The sequence below is a fragment of the Cellulosimicrobium sp. 72-3 genome (assembly GCF_013127315.1).
In the GTDB taxonomy this organism is placed as follows: domain Bacteria; phylum Actinomycetota; class Actinomycetes; order Actinomycetales; family Cellulomonadaceae; genus Cellulosimicrobium; species Cellulosimicrobium funkei.
The window spans coordinates 3,926,476-3,947,190 of the sequence record NZ_CP053419.1; the positions used below are offsets into that span (position 1 = coordinate 3,926,476).

General features: G+C 76.6%; 14 protein-coding genes. 5 read left to right on the plus strand and 9 right to left on the minus strand.

Annotation, left to right across the window (positions count from 1 at the left end):
• Positions 1-23: 23 nt before the first annotated feature.
• The gene (locus tag HKK73_RS17505) at positions 24-3,626 is read right to left on the minus strand and encodes a DUF5979 domain-containing protein (RefSeq protein WP_253705698.1); all 3,603 of its coding nucleotides are present in this window, start codon (positions 3,624-3,626) and stop codon (positions 24-26) included.
• Between the two features lie 196 nt (positions 3,627-3,822).
• Between HKK73_RS17505 and HKK73_RS17510 the strand changes: the two genes are divergently transcribed.
• Positions 3,823-5,037: a glycoside hydrolase family 3 N-terminal domain-containing protein gene (locus HKK73_RS17510; protein WP_371810567.1), complete on the plus strand. Its 1,215-nt coding sequence runs from the start codon at positions 3,823-3,825 to the stop codon at positions 5,035-5,037.
• A gap of 29 nt (positions 5,038-5,066) precedes the next feature.
• On the plus strand, positions 5,067-6,119 hold the full coding sequence (locus HKK73_RS17515) for a LacI family DNA-binding transcriptional regulator (RefSeq protein ID WP_171468526.1): 1,053 nt from the start codon (positions 5,067-5,069) through the stop codon (positions 6,117-6,119).
• A gap of 89 nt (positions 6,120-6,208) precedes the next feature.
• On the opposite strand, the gene HKK73_RS17520 is transcribed toward HKK73_RS17515, so the two are convergent.
• The 4 genes from HKK73_RS17520 to HKK73_RS17535 form a co-directional block, all read right to left on the minus strand.
• Positions 6,209-6,487, minus strand: a complete 279-nt coding sequence (locus HKK73_RS17520) for a hypothetical protein (RefSeq protein ID WP_061267893.1) — start codon at positions 6,485-6,487, stop codon at positions 6,209-6,211.
• Positions 6,488-6,510: 23 nt separating this feature from the next.
• Positions 6,511-7,788: an inorganic phosphate transporter gene (locus HKK73_RS17525; protein ID WP_171468527.1), complete on the minus strand. Its 1,278-nt coding sequence runs from the start codon at positions 7,786-7,788 to the stop codon at positions 6,511-6,513.
• 201 nt (positions 7,789-7,989) lie between these two features.
• The gene (locus tag HKK73_RS17530) at positions 7,990-9,684 is read right to left on the minus strand and encodes a hypothetical protein (protein ID WP_171468528.1); all 1,695 of its coding nucleotides are present in this window, start codon (positions 9,682-9,684) and stop codon (positions 7,990-7,992) included.
• Positions 9,685-9,797: 113 nt separating this feature from the next.
• Entirely contained in the window at positions 9,798-10,616 is an 819-nt protein-coding gene (locus HKK73_RS17535) for an NUDIX domain-containing protein (RefSeq protein ID WP_171468529.1), read from the minus strand.
• 97 nt (positions 10,617-10,713) lie between these two features.
• Here HKK73_RS17535 and HKK73_RS17540 point away from each other — a divergent pair, with 97 nt between their 5' ends.
• The 3 genes from HKK73_RS17540 (at position 10,714) to HKK73_RS17550 (ending at position 13,500) form a co-directional block, all read left to right on the plus strand.
• Positions 10,714-11,757 carry an SPFH domain-containing protein gene (locus HKK73_RS17540; protein ID WP_171468530.1) on the plus strand — a complete coding sequence of 348 codons (1,044 nt, stop codon included), beginning with the start codon at positions 10,714-10,716 and terminating at the stop codon, positions 11,755-11,757.
• A gap of 2 nt (positions 11,758-11,759) precedes the next feature.
• Positions 11,760-12,683: an inorganic polyphosphate kinase gene (locus tag HKK73_RS17545; protein WP_043658143.1), complete on the plus strand. Its 924-nt coding sequence runs from the start codon at positions 11,760-11,762 to the stop codon at positions 12,681-12,683.
• A 172-nt stretch (positions 12,684-12,855) separates the two neighbouring features.
• Positions 12,856-13,500, plus strand: a complete 645-nt coding sequence (locus HKK73_RS17550) for a zinc ribbon domain-containing protein (protein WP_216608014.1) — start codon at positions 12,856-12,858, stop codon at positions 13,498-13,500.
• A gap of 81 nt (positions 13,501-13,581) precedes the next feature.
• Here the strand turns inward: HKK73_RS17550 and HKK73_RS17555 are convergent, their stop codons facing one another.
• The 4 genes from HKK73_RS17555 to HKK73_RS17570 are packed head-to-tail and all read right to left on the minus strand — an operon-like array spanning position 13,582 to position 20,659.
• Positions 13,582-14,544 (minus strand): hypothetical protein, encoded by a 963-nt coding sequence (locus HKK73_RS17555; protein ID WP_171468531.1) that lies wholly within the window; start codon positions 14,542-14,544, stop codon positions 13,582-13,584.
• A 39-nt stretch (positions 14,545-14,583) separates the two neighbouring features.
• Entirely contained in the window at positions 14,584-16,977 is a 2,394-nt protein-coding gene (locus HKK73_RS17560; protein ID WP_171468532.1) for a S9 family peptidase, read from the minus strand.
• A gap of 55 nt (positions 16,978-17,032) precedes the next feature.
• Positions 17,033-18,754, minus strand: coding sequence for a PQQ-binding-like beta-propeller repeat protein (locus HKK73_RS17565; protein WP_171468533.1), 1,722 nt, complete (start codon positions 18,752-18,754; stop codon positions 17,033-17,035).
• A gap of 21 nt (positions 18,755-18,775) precedes the next feature.
• A complete protein-coding gene (locus HKK73_RS17570) occupies positions 18,776-20,659 on the minus strand; it encodes a PQQ-binding-like beta-propeller repeat protein (RefSeq protein WP_171468534.1) in 1,884 nt (627 codons plus the stop codon).
• Between the last annotated feature and the right edge of the window lie 56 nt (positions 20,660-20,715).

Sequence of the window (20,715 nt, forward strand, 5' to 3'; positions counted from 1 at the left end):
GCACGACGACGACGCCCCGCGCGTCAGGCGGTGCGGCGGCGGCGAGCGCGGACCACGAGGAGCGCGGCGCCCGTCCCGACGAGCAGCAGGGCGAGCGTCGTCACGACGACGGCGTCCGCACCCGTGATCGCGAGGCCGCCGGCCGACGACGCGGTGTTCGTCAGCGTCACGACGACCGGCGCGCCCGCACCGACCGTCACCTCGGTCACCCGCTCGTCACCGACGGTGAGCGCCGGCGTGCCCCAGTCGACGCCGCGGACCGTCGGCAGGTCGGTCTCGGTGAGCCGCACGACGGTCCCCACGGGAAGGTCCTGCGGCCCGTCGACGACCTGGCCGTCGGCCCGCACCGTGAGCGTGCCGGTGACGGGCTCGCCGTCGCGGTCGAACGCGTAGCGGACGGTGAACTCGGTGCTCGCCGGCACCGAGCCCGCCGCGGCCCCCACGACCTCCTTCACGACGGAGAAACCGCCCACGGCCTGGTCGGCCGTGTTCGTCACCGTGACCAGCGCGTCCGTCCCGTCGCCGACGACGAGCGTCGGCGGGCTGAAGACGGGCGTGCCCCACTCGACGCCGTCGACCGCGGGCAGGTCCGTCTCGCCGAACGTCACGACCGTCCCGGCCGGGAGGTTCTGCGGCCCTGCGACGACCGTGCCGTCGGCCGGGACCTCGACGGAGCCGCCCACGGGCGTGCCCTCGAGCTCATACGCGTACGTGACCGTGAATGTCGTCCCCGCGGGGACGAGGTCCGCGCGGTCGCCCACGACCTCCTTCGCGACGGAGAACCCGCCGACCGCGGCCACGTCCTGCGTCGTGTTGGTCAGCGTGACGAGCGTGTCCTCGCCGTCACCGACCGTGACGGACGCGGGCGAGAACACCGGCGCGCCCCAGACGACGTCGCCCACCTCGGGCAGGTCGGTCTCCGTGAACGTCACGACCGTCCCGACCGGGAGGTCCTGCGGGCCGTCGACGGCCGTGCCGTCGGCACGCACCGTGAGCGTCCCGGCGAGCGGGCCGTCGTGGGTGAACCCGGCGGGCAGCGCCGCGGACCACGCGACCGAGAACTCCGTGCCCGGCGGCACGCTCCCGGCGAGGTCGCCCGTGACGGTCTTCGCGACGGAGAAGCCCCCGACGAGCGCGTCGGCCTGGTTGGTCAGCGCGACGCCCGCGACGGCGTCGCCGTCGCCGATGGTCACCGTCGCGGGCGAGAACACCGGCTCGCCCCACGCGACCCCGGGGACCGTCGGCAGCGGCTGCCGCTCGACGAAGCGCACGACGGTGCCCGCCGGGAGGTCCTGCGGTCCCGCGTCGACCGTGCCGTCGGCGCGGACCGTGAGCGTGCCCTGCGTGTCCCCCGCGTACTCGGCGCCCTCGGGGAGCTCCGCCGTCCAGTCGACGACGAACTCCGTGCCGCCCGGGACGGCGCCGGCCGCGCCGCCCGCGACGGTCTTCTGGACGGCGAACCCGCCGACCTCCTGCACCGCCTCCGCGGTGTTCGTCAGCGTGACCTCGACGGCCGCGCCCTCGACCACCGTCACCGACGGCCCCGGATCGAACGACGGGACGCCCCACACGACGCCGTCGACCGCGGGCAGCGGCTGCTGCTCCGCGAGCGTCACGACCGTGCCGACCGGCAGGTCCGCCGGACCGCTCACGAGCGTGCCGTCGGCGCGCACCGTGAGCGTGCCCGTGGTCGGGCCGTCGTAGGCGACGTCCGCGGGGACGGTCGCGGTCCAATCGACGAGGAACGCGGTGCTCGCCGGCACGTCGCCCGCGGCGGAGCCCTCGACGGCCTTGCGGACCGCGAACCCGCCGACGACGGGGTCCGCGACGTTGGTGACCGTCACCGCGACGCCCGTCGCGCCCTCGACGACCGTCACCGGCCCCGCCGGGCTCACGACCGGGTCGCCCCACGCGACGCCGTCGACCACCGGGAGCGGCAGCCGCTCGGCGAACGTCACCGTCGTACCGACCGGCAGGTCGGCGGGCCCGGCCACCACGGCGCCGTCCGCGAGCACGCTCAGGGTGCCGGTGAGGTCGCCGTCGTACGTCGCGCCCTGCGGCAGCGTGGCCTCCCAGTCGACGAGGAACGCGGTGTCCGCCGGGACGAGGCCGAGGGCGTCCCCGGCGAGGACCTTCGCCACCGTGAAGCCGCCCGCGGCGGTGGTCCCGCCGCCGGCGTTCGCCGTGTTCACCACGGTGACCGTGACCGTGCGGCCCTCGGCGACGGTGAACTGCGCCGGGTCGCCGAGCGGCTCGCCGTCCACGCGGATCACCGGCGTGCCCCACTCGACGCCCGCCACCGACGGCAGGTTCGTCTCGCGGACCGTGACGACCGTGCCCTCCGGCAGGGTCGGCCCGTTCAGCAGAGCTCCGCTGATCGGGACCGTGAGCGTGTCGCCCCCGGTGACGCCGTCGGGCTGCTCGTAGGTGTACTCCACCTGGAACGTCGTGCCCGCGGGCACGTCCGCGGCCGCCTCGCCCGTCACGGTCTTCTGCACGGCGAAGCTCGCGCCCCCGGTGCAGTCGAACGGGCCGGGCCCGATCCACGGGTAGCTGTGCATCTCGAGCCCGCCGGTCACGCTCGGGTCGCCGAACGTGAGGTTCCCGCCCACGAGGACGCGGCCGTTCGTGCTCGTCGTGATCGTCGCGTCCGCGACCGGCGCGACGATCGTGCCGAGGAACTGGTCGGCCCGGCCGAGCGCGAGGTCCGGCGTGGACGCGAAGTTCCACAGGATGCGCGCGGCCCAGTTGCCGAAGCCCGGGTTGGAGTTGAAGTCGTTGATGAACGGCGAGCCGTTGCCCTCCCAGTAGTTGGGGCTCATGCTCACCGGAGCGTCACCGGTCACGTTGATCGCGATCGCGACGTCGTCCGGCACGTTCGCGAAGACGACCTCGCGGACGCCCGCGAGCTGCGCGGCGTCGACGGTGAACACCTGCGGGTCGGCGGTGCCGGAGCCGGTGAAGGTGACCCGGCTCCCCGACACGACGCCCGCCGCGGTCGCGGGCCACCCGGCGATCGTCGCCGACGCGTCGGCGACCACCGCGCCGTACCCGGCCCACTCGCCGAGGGCCGCCGCGCCCATGCCCTGCGTGACCGGGGCGTCCGCGCCCGGCGTCGTCCCGGCGGTCGAGAGCGACCCGCCGCCCGTGACCGCGGCACCGACGTTCACGGCGCCGCCGGTCGGCAGCGTCGAGCCGACGGTGACGCTCGTCTCCGGCCCGATCTCCAGGCCACCCCCGACGGCGAGCATCACCGCGCCGTCGGGCGGCGTGATCTGCGAGCCCGCGCCGACCGCGCCGATGCTGAAGTTCCCGGGCCCGTCGATCGTCGCCTCGCCCGCGACGACGAGCAGCCCTTCCGACTCCGCGGCGCTCGCCGTGGCGTGGTAGTCGCCCCCGGTCCACACCGTGACGTTCGTGTCCGTGAACAGCGGCGGCGTCTGGCCGACGTTCGGCATGTCCCCCGGCGCGGGGCAGGACCCGACCGCGGCGGACGCCGGGCGCGCCTGCGGCCCCGAGACGAGGACGACGGCGCCGGCCAGGGCGAGCACGGCGGCGACGAGCGCCGCGACCGCTCTGCGCAGGCGTCCGGGTGCGACGCGGAGGGAGGGTGGGCGAGGGGTCATTGCCGGGCTCCAGGTTCGGGGGGTTCGCCCCGCGGCCGCGAGGCCAGGACGCCATGTCACCCAGGAGACGCGCCGGGACGCCGATCATGACGCGAACCCGGTGGTGACGTCGGTCATACCCCCCGGGGGTCGCGGGATCGCCCGGGACGGCCCCCTCCGCGGCCGTCGGGCTACCGTGGCGTCGGAGGTGTCGCCTGTGACCGCTCGTGCCCGGACCACCTGGATCGTCGTCGCCGTCGTGACCGCGCTCGCCGCCGTGGCGGCCGTCGCCTGGTACCTCACGCGGCCCGCCTCCGCGCCGCAGGCCCCGCCGTCGGGCCCGCCGTCCGCCCCGGCCGACCCGACGCCGTCGGGCACGTCGCCGACGCCGTCCACCCCGCCCGAGGACCCCCTGGCCGGGTGGACGCTCGAGCAGAAGGTGGGGCAGCTCTTCATGGTCGGGGTCGACGTGCGGGACCCGCAGCAGGTGAGCTACGACGCCGTCTCGCGCCTGCACGTGGGCAACGTGTTCCTCGCGGGCCGCTCGCAGGCCGGGACCGGCCCGACGGCGGACCTCGTCGCGGGCTTCACGGCGCTCGTCTCCCCGGAGACGACGAACGGCACCCCGCTGTTCGTCGCGACCGACCAGGAGGGCGGGAAGGTCCAGGTGCTGCGCGGGCCCGGGTTCTCCCAGATCCCGACGGCGACCGACCAGGCCCGGCTCGACCCGGCGACGCTCCAGGCCGACGCGACCACGTGGGGCGCCGAGCTCGCCGCGGCGGGCGTGAACCTCAACCTCGCGCCCGTGATGGACCTCCTGCCCGAGGGGACGGCCGCGCAGAACCCGCCGATCGGGGCCTTCCAGCGCAGCTACGGGTTCACGCCGGACTCGGTCACGTCGCACGCGAACGCGTTCAGCGCGGGCATGGAGGCGTCGGGCGTGGACGTGACGATCAAGCACTTCCCCGGGCTCGGCCGCGTCACCGAGAACACCGACACCGACGCCGGGGTCACCGACGACGTGACCACGCGCGACGACGCGTCGGTCGCCGTCTTCGCGTCGGGCATCGAGGCCGGCGCGGCGTTCGTCATGACCTCCACGGCCGTCTACCAGCAGATCGACGGGACGCTCCCCGCGGCCTTCTCGCCCGTCGTCGTGGACGGGATGCTGCGGGGCGACCTGGGGTTCGACGGCGTCGTCCTCACCGACGACGTGTCCGCCGCGCAGCAGGTGCAGGCCTGGTCGCCCGCGGACCGCGCCGTCCTGACGATCGCCGCGGGCGGCGACATGGTGCTGGCGTCCGCGGACCCGAGCGTCGTCGAGCCCATGGTGGCGGCCGTCGTCGAGCGCGCGTCGAGCGACGACGCGTTCGCCGCGCAGGTCGACGCGGCCGTGCTGCGCGTGCTCGCGGCGAAGGAGCGGCTGCGCTGAGCGCACGGCCCGGCGGTATAACTGACCGCATGGCTGCCCGTCGCCCCGCTCCCCGCCCGACGCTCGAGGCCGTCGCGGCCGTCGCGGGCGTCTCCCGCGCCACGGTGTCCCGCGTGATCAACGGCGTGCCGACGGTGGACCCGGCGATCGTGGCGGTCGTCGAGCGGGCGATCGACGAGACGGGCTACGTCCCCAACCTCGCCGCCCGGACGCTCGTCACCCGGCGCACGGGGTCGGTCGCGCTCGTCGTGTCCGAGCCGTCGGAGCAGCGCTCCCCGAGCCCGTTCCTCGAGCGGCTGTTCACCGACCCGTACATCGGGCGCGTGACGGCGGGCGCCCAGCAGGTGCTGCGCCCGCGCGACATCCACCTCGCGATCCTGCCCGCGGACCCGCCCGCGCACGACCAGGTCGTGCGCTACGTGCGGCAGGGGCACGTCGACGGCGTCCTGCTCATCACGTCGAGCGCGAGCGACCCGCTGCCGGCACGGTTCGCCGCGCTCACGGTGCCGGTCGTGCTGTCGACGCACCTCGACGGGGTCGACGAGGCGGCCGGCGTGAGCTGGGTGGACCTCGACCAGGCCGCCGGCGGCCGGATCGCGGCCGAGCGTCTGATCGCGGACGGCCGCACGCGCCTCGCGACCGTCGCCGGACCGTCGGACGTGCCGTTCGCGCGGGGACGCCGCGACGGCTTCCTCGCGGCGGTGCGGGCCGCCGGGCTCGCGGAGCCCTTCGTCGTGGAGGGCGACTTCACCCGCGCGGGCGGGGAGGCCGCGGCGCGCGAGCTGCTCGCCGCGCGGCCGGACGTCGACGGCGTGTTCGGCGCGAGCGACCTCATGGCCGACGGCGCGTCGCTCGTCCTGCAGGAGGCGGGCCGCCGCGTCCCGCAGGACGTGGCCGTCGTCGGCTTCGACGACTCGACGGTCGCGCGCCAGGCGCACCCGCCGCTCACGACGGTCCGGCAGCCGGTCGAGGAGATGGCGGCCGAGATGGCGCGCCTCCTGCTCGCCGCGATCGACGACCCGGACACCGACGCGCGCTCGGTCCTGTTCGAGCCGCACCTCGTGGTCCGCGACTCCGCCTGACCCCCACCCGCTGAGTGCAGGAAAAAGTCGCGGTCGGGACGTCCGACCGCGACTCTTTCCTGCACTCAGCGGGAGCGTGTCGTCCCGGGTCAGTGGCCTCCGCCCGCGACGAACGCGATGCCGGCCGCGATCGCGACGACCACGACGGCGAAGCACACGATCGCGCCGACCTGGCGCGGGCGGGTCGCGCGCTCGACGCGCACGGTGCGGCCGTCGGACGTGAAGCGGCCGTCCGGGGTGCCGACCTCGACGGGCACGGCGCGCCCGGCGGCGAGCCGGACCCCCAGGGCGAACAGGGCGGGCAGGCCCGCGCCGACCACGAGGCCGGCGACGACGACCTTGAGCAGCGAGTCGATCTCGACGAACACGGTTCTCTCCTCCGGGCTGCCGGTCAGACGCCCGCGCGCTGGCGCGAGGCGGGCGTGGTCGGGGTGGTCGGCGCCGGGGCGGGCGCGGCATCGGTGAACGGGTCGGCGACGTCGAGACGACGCTCGAGCGCGGCCTCGCGCGCCTCGACGACCTCGGACTCGAGCCCGGCGTCCACCGCGCCCTCCTCCCAGGCGTCGTTGACGTTCGTGTGATCGACGGGCTTGCGGCGCGACGCGATCCAGATGGCCAGCGACGACCCGACGAGGATCGCGAACACGACGACCGTCCCGGCCGCGCCCCCGATGCCGTGCTGGATGCCGTAGCACGCCGCGCCGACGAGACCGGCGGCCGGGAGCGTGAGGCCCCAGGCGGCGAGCATGCGGCCCGCGACGCCCCAGCGGACCTTCGCGCCGGGCATCCCGACGCCCGAGCCGAGGATCGAGCCGGTGGCGACGTGCGTCGTCGAGAGCGAGTAGCCGAAGAGGCCCGACATGAGGATGACCGCGGCGGACGACGTCTCGGCCGCCATGCCCTGGCGGGTGTCGATCTCGACGAGGCCCTTGCCGAGCGTGCGGATGATCCGCCAGCCGCCCAGGTAGGTGCCGAGGGCCATGAAGAACGCGCACGACAGGATGACCCAGAACGGCACGCTCGAGTCGGCCGGGACGGCGCCCGCCGCGATGAGCGCGAGCAGGATGATGCCCATCGACTTCTGCGCGTCGTTGGTGCCGTGCGCGAGCGAGACGAGCGACGCGGAGCCGACCTGGCCCCAGCGGAACGCCCGCGTGGAGACGTCCTCGGGGACGTCGCGCGTGAGGCGGGCCACGGCCCACGTGCCGACGCTCGCGACGCCGACCGCGATGAGCGGGGCGAGCAGCGCGGGGATGAGCACCTTCGCGGCGACGCCGCTCCAGATGACGCCCTGCGTGCCGACGGCCGCGAGCACGGAGCCCACGACGCCGCCGATGAGCGCGTGCGACGAGCTCGACGGGATGCCGAGCAACCAGGTCAGGAGGTTCCAGGTGATGCCGCCCACCAGCCCCGCGAGGACGACCTCGAGGGTGATGACGTTCGCGTCGACCAGACCCTTCGCGATGGTCGCCGCGACGGCCAGGGAGAGGAACGCCCCGACCATGTTGAGGACGGCGGAGAGGGCGACGGCGGTCTTGGGCTTGAGGGCCTTGGTGGCGATGGACGTGGCCATCGCGTTGCCCGTGTCGTGGAAGCCGTTGGTGAAGTCGAAGGCCAGTGCGGTCACGACGACGAGCACCAGCAGGAGCGTCTCGGTCACGTCGTCCATGGTGCGGTCACGACCGCCGCGCGCTCGACCATCCTGTGGATTCTTCCGCCACTGTTCACCGACAGTTCATCCGGCGTTCGAAACCCTCGTTCGAACGCCGGAGAGGCCCGCCGGCGCCCGGGGCGGACGGCCCGGGAGCGAGGGGCGGACGGACCCTGGCGCGGTCACGGCGGACGGGTGCGGCGCGGCCGTCCGACCGCGTCAGACGGGGGTGCGGGCGGCGAGCTCGGCGAGGGTGTCGTCGAGGTCCTCGACGACGGTCGCGACGGCCTCGCGCTGCGTCCGCGCGCGCTCCGCGGACGCGGCCACGGCGGTGCGCGCCTCGGCGAGGTCGGCGTCGAACCGCTGCGCGCGGGACTGCGCGTCGGCACGCTGGTCGCGCGCGCGGCGCTCCCCGGCGAACCACTGCCAGGCGGCAAGACCGGCCGCGACGACGGCCACCGTGAACCACGCCGGCGAGGCGGCGATCCCGAGCACGACCCCGAGGAGGGCGACCGCGCCCGTCCCGCCGACGACGCCCCAGGAGACCCCGTCCACGGGTCGCGCGAGGAGCTCCGCACGGGCCGTCGCGGCGGGTGCCGCGCCGTCCTCGGTCGGCGTGACCGTCACGGTGCGGCCCCCGAGGCGCAGCTCGCGCGACGGCACGGGAGCCGCCGCGAGCTCCGCGGCCCGCGCGTGGGTCGCGGCCCGCAGCTCCTCGGCGACGAGAGGGCCCGCGAGCGCCGCGCGCCCGGGGTCGGTCCCGCAGGCGTCGTCGACGAGCAGGTCGACGAGCGTCCCCGCCGGGGCGTCCCACCCCGGCCCGTCCTCGCGGGGCGCGCGGCCGACGCGCTCGTCGAGCAGCGCCGCCCGGTCCAGGAGCCCGCGCTCCACGGGCGCTCCCTCGTCCACGAGCGACGCGACGACGCGGAGCAGCGCCGCGCCGGGCGCCTCGGGGGTCCCGGGCGGGAGGGGCCCGGGGGTCGGCGCGGGCACCGCGACCTCCCCCGCCACGAGCGCGCGCGACCACGCCGTCCACGACCGCAGGAGCGGGAGCGCGTCAGGAGCGGCGGCCCGACGGCGTGTGCCGGCCGTCCCGCCCGCGGCCTCGGGACTGCCCCAGGCCTCGCCCTCGGAGGGCCGCTCGGGCAGCGACGGCGCCTCCTCCAGGAGCCGGGCGCGCCAGCGGGCGCGCGCGTCGTCGTCGAGCAGCGCGACCCGCTCCGCGAGGGCGCGGCGCACGACCTCCACCCCGTCGCCGCCGAGGTGACCGGCCGCGGCCGCGACCCACAGCGCACGCTCGGCCCCGGTGACGCCCACCTCGTCCGGCGCCTCGCCCGCGCCGGGCGACGGCTCGGGGGCGCCGTCGGCGCTGCCCCAGCCCGCGGCCGGCAGGGCGGGCGCGTCGAGCACCCACGCCGTCCACTCGCACGCGAGCCCCGGCTGCCCGGCGAGCGCGCACACCGCGACGAGGTACGTCGCGGCTCGACGGCGGTCGCGCAGCAGGGCCTCCTCGGCCGCCTCGCGGTCGAGCCGCCCGGCGGGGAGCTCGGCGACCGCGAGCGCGGCGGGCACGAGCCAGTAGCCGGGCACGTCGACGAGGTCCGGCGAGCGCCGCAGGTGCGACACGTCGCCCTCCCCCGTGACGACGGCGCTCGTCAGGGCGCGCGCCGCGTCGCGGGCGCGGCGCGCGGGCGTGAAGAGCGCGAGCTCCTCGCGGACCTCGCCGAGCTCGATGAGCGCGTTGACGAGGCGCGTCAGCACCTCGACGCGGCTCGACAGGTCGCCCTCGAGCGACCGCAGGCGCCGGTGGAGCGACGCCTCGCGGGACCGCGCCATCGCGGCCTGGGCGGCAAGCTCGTCGGACAGGGCTCGCATGTTGCCCTGGTCGCTGCGCCAGGAGCTGTACGTCGACATGCGCGCGAGCGTACTCAGCGGGTCGGCGCTGTCGAGGGGGAGAACTCCCCCGGCGTGGGCCCGTCGGTGCGGGGCACCGGGGTGGGCCGACGGCGCGGGGCGCAGCCGCGCCGTCAGCGACGCGGGCGCATGAGGGGCGGGTCGAGCACCGCGGGCACGCTCGCTGGGGCGTCGTCCGGGTCGGGCGCGGCAACGTCGGTCGCGGCGACGTCCGGTCCGGCGCCCGGCTGCGGGCCCGGCGCCGGGCGCGCGGCCCGGTAGAGCGCCGCGGGCCGCCCGGTCCCGCCCGACGTCGTGCGGCCCGTGTCCTCGAGGAAGCCGGCGGTCGTCGTGGCCTTGCGGGAGAAGTTCCGCGGGTCGAGCCGCACGCCCCAGACGGCCTCGTAGACGCGCCGCAGGTCGGCGACGGTGAACTCGGGCGGGCAGAACGCCGTCGCGAGCGCGGAGTACTCGAGCTTGGCGCGGGCCCGCTCGACGCCGTCGGCGAGGATCCGCGCGTGGTCGAACGCGAGGCCGGCCCCCGGCCCGTCCCCGAGCAGGGGCTCGACGGGGTGCCAGGCCGCTCCCCCGGCGTCGGACCCGGCGTGCACGACGCCGAACTCGGGCGCGAGCAGGAGGTACGCGACCGAGAGGACCGGGCCGCGCGGGTCGCGGTCGAGCGGGCCGTAGGTACGGAGCTGCTCCAGGTGCCCGGGCGGCCGGACGCCCGTCTCCTCGGCGAGCTCGCGGCGCGCCGCGCGGGCGAGCCGCTCGCCCGGCAGCACGAACCCGCCGGGGAGCGCGAGCGCGCCGCGGTACGGCTCGACGCCGCGCTCGACGAGGAGCACGTGCAGCGCGTCGTCGCGCACGGTGAGCGCGACGACATCGACCGTGACGGGCAGCAGGGCCGCGCCGGGCGGGACGTCCGGTGCTTGGGCAGCGGGAGGGGCCATGGGCCCATCGTCGCATATTCGCGTCAGGTTGACGAGAACCCGCACGCGCACCTACGCTCGTTTTCGTCAGGTTGACGACAATAGATCGGAGACGACCATGGCCACCATCCGCACCTACCCCTGGACGCGGCACTTCCTCGGGAGCCCCACCGGGCACGTCGTGCACCTGCGCCGCGGGCGGGTTGCCCACGAGGGCGTCGGTCAGGCGTTCTGGTTCCGGCCCACGACGTCGGTCCTCTCCGAGGTCCCCGTCGACGACCAGGAGCTCCCCGTCTTCTTCCACGCCGTGACCGCCGACCACCAGGACGTCACCGTGCAGGCCGGCGTGACGTACCGGTTCGCCGACCCGGTGACCGTCTCGCAGCGCCTCGACTTCGCGGTCGACCCGGGCAGCGGCGAGACGAACACCGCGGGGCGCGACCAGGTGACGAGCATCGTCGGGCGCCTCGCGCAGAGCCGGGCCACCGACACGCTCGCCGCGATGCCCCTCGCCGACGCCCTGACGACCGGCGTGCCGCGCGTGCGCGACGTCCTCACCGAGGCGCTGACCACCGACCCGCGCCTCACCACGACGGGCATCGTCGTCATCGGCGTCCAGGTGCTCGCCGTGCGGCCGGAGAAGGACGTCGAGCGCGCGCTCCAGACGCCCGCGCGCGAGCACGTGCAGGCCGAGGCCGACCGCGCGACCTACGAGCGCCGGGCCCTCGCCGTCGAGCGCGAGCGGGCGATCGCAGAGAACGAGCTCGCGAGCAGGATCGAGCTCGCGACCCGGCGTGAGCGCCTCGTCGCCCAGGAGGGCGCGAACGCGCGGCGCGAGGCCGAGGAGAAGGCGGCCGCCGCCCTCGTCGACGCCCGCGCGACCGCCGAGCGCGCCCAGCTCGCGACCGACGCGAAGGCGGAGCAGGTGCGGGTCGTCGGCACGGCCGAGGCCGCCGCCGAGCAGGCCCGCATGGACGTGTACGCGAGCGCCGGGCAGGGCACGCTCCTCGCGCTCGCGCTGCGCGAGGCCGCCGGGTCGCTGCCGGACGTGCAGAACCTCACCATCACGCCCGACCTGCTCACCGGGGTGCTGTCGACCCTGGCGCGCGGGCTCGGCCGCGACGGCGGGTCGCCCGCCACGGCGACCGGGAAGGCGGCCTGACGATGCTCCGGCGACGCGCCGTCGTCGTGCACCGGCGGACCGAGCTCGACGACCTGCTGGACCGGCACGGGACGCGCGGCCAGGCGGAGTTCTTCCTCCGGTCGCGCGGCCGGTCGCTGGCCGAGGTGCAGGCGCGGCACGACGCCCTCGCGGCCGCGCGCGACGCCGTCGTGGCCGCCCTGCCCCCGGGCTGGGCGCGCGCCGACGTCGAGCGGGCGGACCTGTCGCGGTTCCTCGTCGCGCCCGAGGACGTGGTGGTGGTCGTAGGGCAGGACGGCCTCGTCGCGAACGTCGCGAAGTACCTGCACGGCCAGCCGGTCCTCGGCGTCGACCCGGAGCCCGGGGTGAACGCGGGCGTCCTCGTGCGGCACCCGGTCGCGGCGGCGACGGCCCTCCTGCGCGGGCTCGGGGCCGACACCGAGGCGCCGGGCGGCGCGCCCGACCGGGTGGCGCTCCTGCCCGTCGACGCGCTCACCATGGTCCGCGCCGACCTCGACGACGGCCAGCACCTCACCGCGCTCAACGAGGTGTTCGTCGGGCACCCCAGCCACCAGAGCGCGCGCTACACGCTGCGCTGCGGCGCAGGTGAGGAGCGGCAGTCGTCGTCGGGCGTGCTCGTCGCGACGGGCACGGGCGCGACCGGCTGGTGGGCGTCGCTCGCGCACGACCGCGGCGGGCGGCGGGCCCCGGGGCGCACCGAGCACCGGCTCGGCTGGTTCGTCCGCGAGGCGTGGCCGTCGCCCGCGACGGGCGTCTCGCTCACCGAGGGCGTCGTCGAGGAGGGGGCCGACGTCGCGCTCACCGTCGCCTCGGACCGGCTCGTCGTGTTCGGCGACGGCGTGGAGGACGACCGCCTCGTCGCCTCGTGGGGCCAGACGGTGACGGTCCGCACCGCCGACGCCCCGCTCCGCCTCGTCCGCCCCTGAACCCCCGGCCGCGGCGCGCCCGCCGGTCGACCCGATTTCACCCGGGTGATCCGTCGGGACGGCGAGGGTCGGTGGGTAGCATCGCTGCGGTCACGGGATCCCCATGACTCCCCCCTCCCGCGGGCCTGGCCTGCGGGGACGCCGACCCCACGAGCCCACCGAGGTCCCCGCCATGAGCACGCCCATCGCCTTCACCGACAACGTCCGCGACCTGTCGAACGCCGGGGGCTACCAGTTCGAGTTCCGGTGCGAGCGCTGCGGCAACGGCTACCGCTCCGCCTACCGGACGGACGTCGTCGCGAAGGGCAGCAGCCTCGTCCAGGCGGCGGGCCGGTTCTTCGGGGGCAAGGTCGCCGACCTCTCCTACGCGGCGGGGTCGTGGGCCGCAGACCGCCAGACCAACTCGTCGGCGAAGGACAAGGCGCTCGACGCCGCCGTCGGCGAGGTGCGCGATGCGTTCCGTCAGTGCCACGGGTGCGGCGACTGGATGTGCCACGAGGTCTGCTGGAACGACGCCGTGGGGCAGTGCGTGCGCTGCTCGCCCAAGCAGGTGGAGGAGCTCGCCCAGCTCCAGGCCGAGGCCCGCCGGTACCAGGTCCAGGAGCAGCTCCGCACGACCGACCTCGTCGGCGGCGCGGACCTGCGGACGGCCGCCGTCACGCGGTGCCCGGCGTGCGACGCGAAGGTCGACGGCGGCAAGTTCTGCCCCGAGTGCGGCGAGCGCCTGGCGCAGGTGGCTGCGTGCCGCGAGTGCGGCACCCAGAACGCCGCGGCCGCGCGCTACTGCGCGGAGTGCGGCAGCCCGCAGTCCGTCTGACCCCCCGCCGCCGAGCATGCGGTCACAGCCCGTCCCCGACGCCGGACGGGCAACAACCCCATGCTCGGCGGCCTCGCGGGGTCAGTCTCCTCGTGGGGCGTCGTTCTGGTGCTGCTCGCGCTCGCGGCGGGCGCGGAGCACCGCCTCGCGGCGCTCGCCGATGGCGTCGCTCGTCAGGCTCGTGAGGCGGTCCTGCTCGGCGCGGGCCGCGGCGCGCTCCGCCTCCACGCGTGCGCGGTGCTCGGCCGACTGCGGGCGCGACCGGACGACGCGCGGGCCGTCGCGCATCACGTACCCGTCGGCGTGGCGCTCGAGCCACCGCTCGCGCCGCGCCGCGCGCACGCGCTCGCGGTGGAACCGCCAGACCCACCGGCGCCGCAGCGCGACCACGGACCACAGCGCGAACGGGACCGCGGCCACGACGAGCACGACCCGCCAGCCGGGCGGCAGCGCCGTCGACGCCCCCGCGCTCGCGAGCACCCACGCGACGCCGGCCGGCACCGCGGCCCCGGCCTCGCGGCGGTCGGGGTGCCAGCCGCAGACGGCGAAGCGCACGAGGGTGTCCGTGAGCCGCGAGCGCCGCTGCGGCTGGAGGGGCACGGGGAGCGGCCCGGGCACGGGCGGCCCGAGCGTCGTGCCCGGCGCGACCCGGCTCGTGAACGACAGCCGGTCGTCCCGGGACGACGGCCGCAGCGCCCGCCCGGCGTGCACGAACGCCAGCGCGGCGAGCGGCCAGACGGCGCACGCCAGGTACCACGCGACCGGGCCGGCGAGCACCACGGCGACCGGCGCGACGACCGCGAGCCGCCCGAGCTCGGCGCCGGGCGACGCGACGAGCTCGGCCCAGGGCTCCTGGTCCGCCGGCGGCGCGAGCAGCCCGTACACCGCGGGCGCGAGGTACAGGCCCAGGAGGGCGAGCCCGACGGCCGTCCCCACGAGCCCGACGGCGAGGTACCCGACCGGGCGCAGCAGCAGCACGGCCCTCCCCGGCGGCGTCGCGTCGCGCGCCGTCCGCGGGTCGGGCGTCACGGTCTCGTCGGTCATCGCTCCCCCTCCGCCTGCGGCCTCACGCCCGCGGGCACGTCACCGGTCGGCCAGCCCGAGCACGTCGAGCACCCACGCGTCCTCGTACGCGACCTCGCGCCAGCCCTCGTAGCGACCCGAGACCCCGCCGTGCCCGGCGTGCATCTCGATCTTCAGCAGCGCGGGCGCCCCCGCGGCGCGCAGCCGCGCGACCCACTTCGCGGGCTCGACGTACAGCACGCGCGTGTCGTGGAACGACGTCACGGCGAGGATCCGCGGGTAGTGCGACGCGTCGTCGGGCACGTTCTCGTACGGCGTGTACGTGCGCATGTACCGGTAGACGTCGGGGTCGTGCAGCGGGTCGCCCCACTCGTCCCACTCGACGACGGTGAGCGGGAGCGACGGGTCGAGGATCGAGGTGAGCGCGTCGACGAACGGCACCTGCGCGAGCACGCCCGCGAAGAGCTCGGGCGCGAGGTTCGTCACCGCGCCCATGAGCAGGCCGCCCGCCGAGCCGCCCTGCGCGACGAGCCGCTCGGGGCTCGTCCAGCCGGCGTCGACGAGGTGCCGCGCGACCGCGACGAAGTCCGTGAAGGTGGTGCGCTTGGCGAGCGTCTTGCCCTCGTCGTACCAGCGGCGCCCCATCTCGCCCCCGCCGCGCACGTGCGCGACGGCGAACACGACCCCGCGGTCGAGCAGCGACAGTCGTGAGATCGAGAACCCCGGGTCGATGCTGATCTCGTACGACCCGTAGCCGTACAGCAGGAGCGGCGCCGGCTCGGCGCCCGTGCCCGTCGCGTCCAGCCCGACGGCGTCGCGCCGCCACACGAGCGACACCGGCACCTGCGTGCCGTCCTCGGCCGTGGCCCACTCGCGGCGCTGCACGTAGTCCGCGGCGTCGTAGCCGCCGAGCACGGGCTGCTGCTTGAGGAGCGTGAGCTCGTCGGTCTCGACCCGCAGGTCGTAGACGGTCGACGGCGTGACGAAGCTCGTGTAGCTCAGCCGGACGTTCGGCTGGTCCCACTCGGGGTTCGCACCGAGCGCGGCGGTGTACAGCGGCTCGTCGAACGCGACCTCGTGCACGTGCCAGAGGTCGGTCGCGGGCGCCGGTGTGTCTCCTGTGCGGATCGGGGTGGGCAGGCCCGCGGGCCGCGGCGGCTCGGGGCTCGCGAGGTCGATCACGCCGACCCGCGACAGCGCGTCGCGCCGGTAGGAGACGACGAGGTGCCCGGCGAACGCGTCCACGGCCTCGAGCCGGGTCGCGGGGTCGTGCGGCACGACGACGGTCGCGTCGTCCGGCCCGGCCGAGACGTCAGCGGCACCGGTGACGACGAGCTCGAAGTTCTCCGCGCCGTCGTTGTGCAGGACGAGCAGCACGTCCCGCTGCTCCCCCACTCTCCGCTCCCCCGCCCCGCCGAGCACGGGGTCGGCGACCGGATTCTCGTCGGGACGGTCGCCGACCGCGTGCTCGGCGGTCGGGAACCACGTGCTCGGCAGGACGGCGTGCTCGACCGTGTACTCGACGCCCTCGCGACGCGGCCAGACCACTCGCGCCTCGCCCGTCGGGTCGTCGGCGTCGATCAGCCACGTCTCGGACGTGATCTTCGAGCCCACGTCGATCTGCACGAACCGCTGCGAGCGCGAGACGCCCACCCCGACCCAGAACCGCTCGTCGGGCTCCTCGAAGACGACGACGTCCTGCGTCGCGGGCGTGCCCACCTCGTGGCGCCACACGCGCCAGGGCCGCCACGCGTCGTCGACCGTCGGGTAGAACACGTACCGCCCGTCCGGGGAGAAGACGGCGCCCGGGAACGTGCCCGGGACCTCGTCCACGAGGTCGGTGCCGGACTCCAGGTCGCGGATCCGCAGCGTGTAGCGCTCGTCGCCCACGACGTCGACCGCGTACGCGAGCCGCGTCCCGTCGGCCGAGACGTCGAACGACCCGAGCGAGAAGAACTCGTGGCCCTCGGCCTCGACGTTGTCGTCGAGGAGCACCTGCTCGCCCGGCACGGGCACGCCCGGCTCCAGCACGGGCGGCACCCAGGCCGACGGCGCGTCGCTGCCGAGGCTCGCGTCGATCGGGGCGCGGGCCCGGATCGGGTACTGCGACCCCTCGACCGTGCGCGCGTAGTACCAGTGCGCGCCCTGGCGCACCGGGACGGACAGGTCCGTCTCGAGCGTGCGGGCCTTGATCTCCTCGAAGATCCGCTCGCGCAGCGGCTCGAGGTGCGTGAGGCGCGCCTCGGTGTACGCGTTCTCGGCCTCGAGGTGCGCGACGACCTCGGGCGACTCCTTGTCCCGCAGCCACTCGTAGTCGTCGTCGACCGTCTCGCCGTGGTGCGTGCGCGGTGCGGGACGACGGGGGGCGACGGGCGCCTGCGGCGTCTCGGGCGCCTCGGCCACCTCGGGCTCGGGAGGAGACGGCGTGGCGGGCTGCGTGAGGTCGTCGGGCATCTCGCCAGGGTAGTGCCGCAGCCCGACGACATCAGCGCGTGAGCGTCGGTGCACCTCAGCCGAGGAGGGCGACCGACTGCCCGTCCCAGCGCAGGAGCCGGCCCTGCGCCGGGAGGAGCCCGCCCCAGCCGCCGTCGAGGTCCTCCGACCAGACGACCGACCCCGACGACAGCTCGAGCGCCACGACGCGCGAGCTCGCCCCGGTCGCGGGGTCGACGAGCACGAGGAAGGCGCACCGCCCGTCGGTGAACGCCTGCGTCACCACGGCGCCGTGACCGCGCTCGCCCGCGAGGTCGTCGACGAACCGCGACCACGTCTGCTCGCCCGACAGCGCGTCCAGCCCCAGGACCGTGCTCGCCGTCCCGACGACGGCCGTGCCCTCCGCGACGACGTACACGGCCTCGGGCACGCGGGCGCCGTCGAACGTCCACAGGCGCGCGCCCCGCTCGTCGAAGGCGCGCAGGGCGATGCCGTCGCGCACGAGGAGCACGCCCGGAGCGGGATCGTCGGTCGCCTGCGGGTCCAGCACCTCGCCCGGCACGTCGAGGAGCGGCGTCCCGTCCGGGTCGAGCACGCGGTCGGCGCGCAGCGCGCCGTCCGACCCCTGCCGGTCCGCGTCGACGAGGAACCGCCCGCCCGCGAGCGGGACCGCGCCGTCGGTCGGGGCGTCCGGGTCGTCGAGCCGCTCGCCGTCCGGCAGGAACGACGCCGCGACGCCGCACCCGCCCACGTCGACCAGGGTCTCCGTCGCGACGAGCAGCAGCCGCTCCGGGTCGACGTCCTCCCCGCCGGTCTCGGCGTCCCACGACGTGCACGACCACGGGACGTCCTGGAACGGCAGCTCGCGCCGCCAGCGCACCGCGCCCGTGGCGGCGTCCTCGAGCGTCACGACGACGTCCCGCCCCGCGACGCCGTCGACGGACTCGCCCGCACCGGGGTCGACGGCGACAGGGGCACCGCTCGGCTCGCCCGGCTCGCCGACGCGCTCGGCCCGCACGAGGCCACCGTCCGGGCCGGGGACCAGCAGCGCCCCCGCCGTCTGCGCCTGCCGCTGCCCCACGACCCGCCCGCGGGCGTCGAGCACCGTCACGGTCGCCGTGCCCTCCCCCGGCCGGGGCGGCGGGCTGACGTCGTACCAGGACGGCGCGACCCCCGACCCGGCGACGCACACCACCGTGCGCGACGGCACGGCCGACCGCTCCCACGGGCTCCACGACCCGCACACGGCCTCGTCGCCGCCGACCGGCACGCGCCACGCCTCGGCGCCCGTGTCGAGGTCGAGCGCGACCGCCTCGTCGCCGTCCACGGTGACGAGCAGGCCCGGGAGGAAGGCCGTCCCGCGGTCCGCCGCGGCAGGGGCGCGCCACTGCTCCGTCGGGGCGGCGTCGAGCGCGCGGACCGCGCCGCGCGCCGTCTCCAGCCGCTCCTGCGCGTCCCGGCTCGTCGCGGCGTCGACGACGAGCATCCCGCCGACGACGAGCACGACCACCCCGGTCGCGACCGCCGCGGCCACGACCCGGCGGCGGCGGCCGGGCACGCGCGGCGCCCCTGGCGGTCCGGGCAGAGCCCCTGGCGGAAGCGCCCCCGGACCCGACGCCTCGGGCGCCGACGCTCCGGGAGGCGGTGGAAGGGTCGTGCCGCGCGGCACGGCGTGCGGTCCGCCGAGCAGCACCGGGTGCGGCGCGTCGAGGAGGTCGAGGTCGTCGTCGACCCCGGCCGTGTCGACGAGCTCGAACGTCCGGCGGCCGTCGCCGCCGTCTCCCCGTCGGAGCGGCACCCCCTCAGCGTAGGCCGGTCGTCAACCGAGCCGGGCGATCTCCGACTGCCCGATCCGCAGGAGCCGGCCCTGGAGGGGAACGGGCCAGGAGCCCTCCTCCGGCCCGACACCACCGGACCACGCGACGTGACCGTCGGCGAGGTCGATCGCGAGGAGGTCCGTCCGCCCGTCGTCTTGGTAGGCGAGCAGGATCGCGCGCCGCCCGTCCGTGTAGGCGGTGTCCATCCAGCTGACGCTCCCGCCGCCCGCGGCCTCGACCGTCTCGCGGTCGAGGGACCAGCGCACCGTCCCCGAGGTCGCGTCGAGCCCGGTCATCCAGCCCGTGCTGGAACCCCCGGACACGACGACCGTGTCGTGCGTGGCGACGAGCACCGCCTCGGGCGCCACCACCTCCGACGAGCGCCACAGCTCGCTGCCGTCACCGTCGAACGCGACGAGCTCCCCCTCGTACCGGGCGAGCAGCGGGGCGTCCGAGCCGTCGGTCGAGCGCGGTACGAGGAGCGGGCCGGGCGGCTCCCAGCGCACGGCTCCGTCCGCCCCGAGGATCGCGTGCCTCGCACCACCCGGATCGCCCGCTGATGTGAAGCCCCAGCCGTTCCCGTTGCCTCTCGGGTCGCGGTAGTACGTGCCGTCGGCGAGCGCCACGACACCGTCGAGCGGGTCGCCGACCTCGTCGAGCCGTTCGCCACCGGGCGTGAACCAGGCCGTGACGCCGCAGCCCTCCACACGGACGAGGTGGGTCTCGGACGCCGCCCACAGGTTCTCGAGCTGCGCACGGACCGTCTCCGTGCCCTCGGTCTCGGCCCACTCGACGCACTGCCCGGCCCCCGCGACGAACGGCACATCGGCCTCCCACCGGACGTCACCCGTGAGCGCGTCCTCGACGCGGACGACGGCGGGTCGTCCGGTCGGGAGGTCGGCGACCTCCCCGGTGGTCGGGTCCTGCTCGACGACCGCGCCGTCGCCCGCCGGCACCTCGCCGACGCGCTCGGCCCGGAGGATCGTGCCGCCGGGCCCGGGTGCGGGCGTGCCGCCGTCGGACGTCGTGTCGCGGCGCCCGAGCACCTCGCCGTCCGCGGCGAGCACCGTGACCGCCCAGTCCGACGCGAGGACGCGGCCGGTCGCGGGATCGAACTGCAGGTCGGTCTCGCCGCCGAGGCCGACGGCGTCCGACACCGGCGCCACGCAGGCGAGCGTCGAGGCGGGCTCGCCGAAGGGCAGCGACCACAGCAGCTGGCCGCCGCACGACGCGTGGGTGCCGACATCGACGCGCCAGCGCTCCGCCCCGTCGTCGAGCGAGCGGGCGACGGCGGTCCCGTCCTCGACCGTCACGACCGCCCCGGGCAGGAGCGCGAGCCCGTTGGAGACCTCGACGTCGGCCGTCCAGCGCTCGACGGGCGCGTCGGGCAGCGGCTCCAGGCCGCCGGGCGCGGCCCGCAGCCGCTCCACGTCGGCACGGCCCTGCCACGCGTCGACCGCGAGCATGCCGCCCAGCACGAGCGCAACCCCCGCCGCGACCCCCGCGACGACCGCCGCAAGCCGTCCCCGCCGGGGCGGTCCACCCTCGGCCGGTCCACCCTCGGCCGGGTCGCTCTCCGCCGGGTCGCTCTCCGCCGGGTCGCGCTCTGCCGGGTCGTTCTCGGCCGGGTCGTCGTCGACCGACGCACGCCCGGGCGGGCCGTCGGGTCCCGCGGGACCGTCCGTCGCCCCGAGGGCGGCACGGACGCCCGCCGTCGCGCCCGGCGTCCAGGTCGTGCCCCCCGTCGCGCCGGACGGCACGCCGCGCGGCCCGCCCGGCGAGGCCAGGCCCGGGCCGCCGAGGGCGTCGTCGTCCGCGTCGACGTCGTCGGACTCGACCAGCTCGAAGGTCAGTCGGTCCCGGGCGTCACGTCGTCGGAGCGGCACGCGGCCAGCCTAGGGCAGCGCGCCCGGCGGCGGACCCGCCCCCGGCCGGGCCCGCC

What these genes read in the sequence shown, in the direction of transcription:
- HKK73_RS17545 (WP_043658143.1), top strand. Translation starts at nt 11,760, where the DNA reads ATGCTCCGGCGACGCGCCGTCGTCGTGCACCGGCGGACCGAGCTCGAC.
- HKK73_RS17535 (WP_171468529.1), bottom strand. Translation starts at nt 10,616, where the DNA reads ATGGCCCCTCCCGCTGCCCAAGCACCGGACGTCCCGCCCGGCGCGGCC.
- HKK73_RS17505 (WP_253705698.1), bottom strand. Translation starts at nt 3,626, where the DNA reads ATGACCCCTCGCCCACCCTCCCTCCGCGTCGCACCCGGACGCCTGCGC.
- HKK73_RS17530 (WP_171468528.1), bottom strand. Translation starts at nt 9,684, where the DNA reads ATGTCGACGTACAGCTCCTGGCGCAGCGACCAGGGCAACATGCGAGCC.
- HKK73_RS17555 (WP_171468531.1), bottom strand. Translation starts at nt 14,544, where the DNA reads ATGACCGACGAGACCGTGACGCCCGACCCGCGGACGGCGCGCGACGCG.
- HKK73_RS17540 (WP_171468530.1), top strand. Translation starts at nt 10,714, where the DNA reads ATGGCCACCATCCGCACCTACCCCTGGACGCGGCACTTCCTCGGGAGC.
- HKK73_RS17560 (WP_171468532.1), bottom strand. Translation starts at nt 16,977, where the DNA reads ATGCCCGACGACCTCACGCAGCCCGCCACGCCGTCTCCTCCCGAGCCC.
- HKK73_RS17550 (WP_216608014.1), top strand. Translation starts at nt 12,856, where the DNA reads ATGAGCACGCCCATCGCCTTCACCGACAACGTCCGCGACCTGTCGAAC.
- HKK73_RS17525 (WP_171468527.1), bottom strand. Translation starts at nt 7,788, where the DNA reads ATGGACGACGTGACCGAGACGCTCCTGCTGGTGCTCGTCGTCGTGACC.
- HKK73_RS17515 (WP_171468526.1), top strand. Translation starts at nt 5,067, where the DNA reads ATGGCTGCCCGTCGCCCCGCTCCCCGCCCGACGCTCGAGGCCGTCGCG.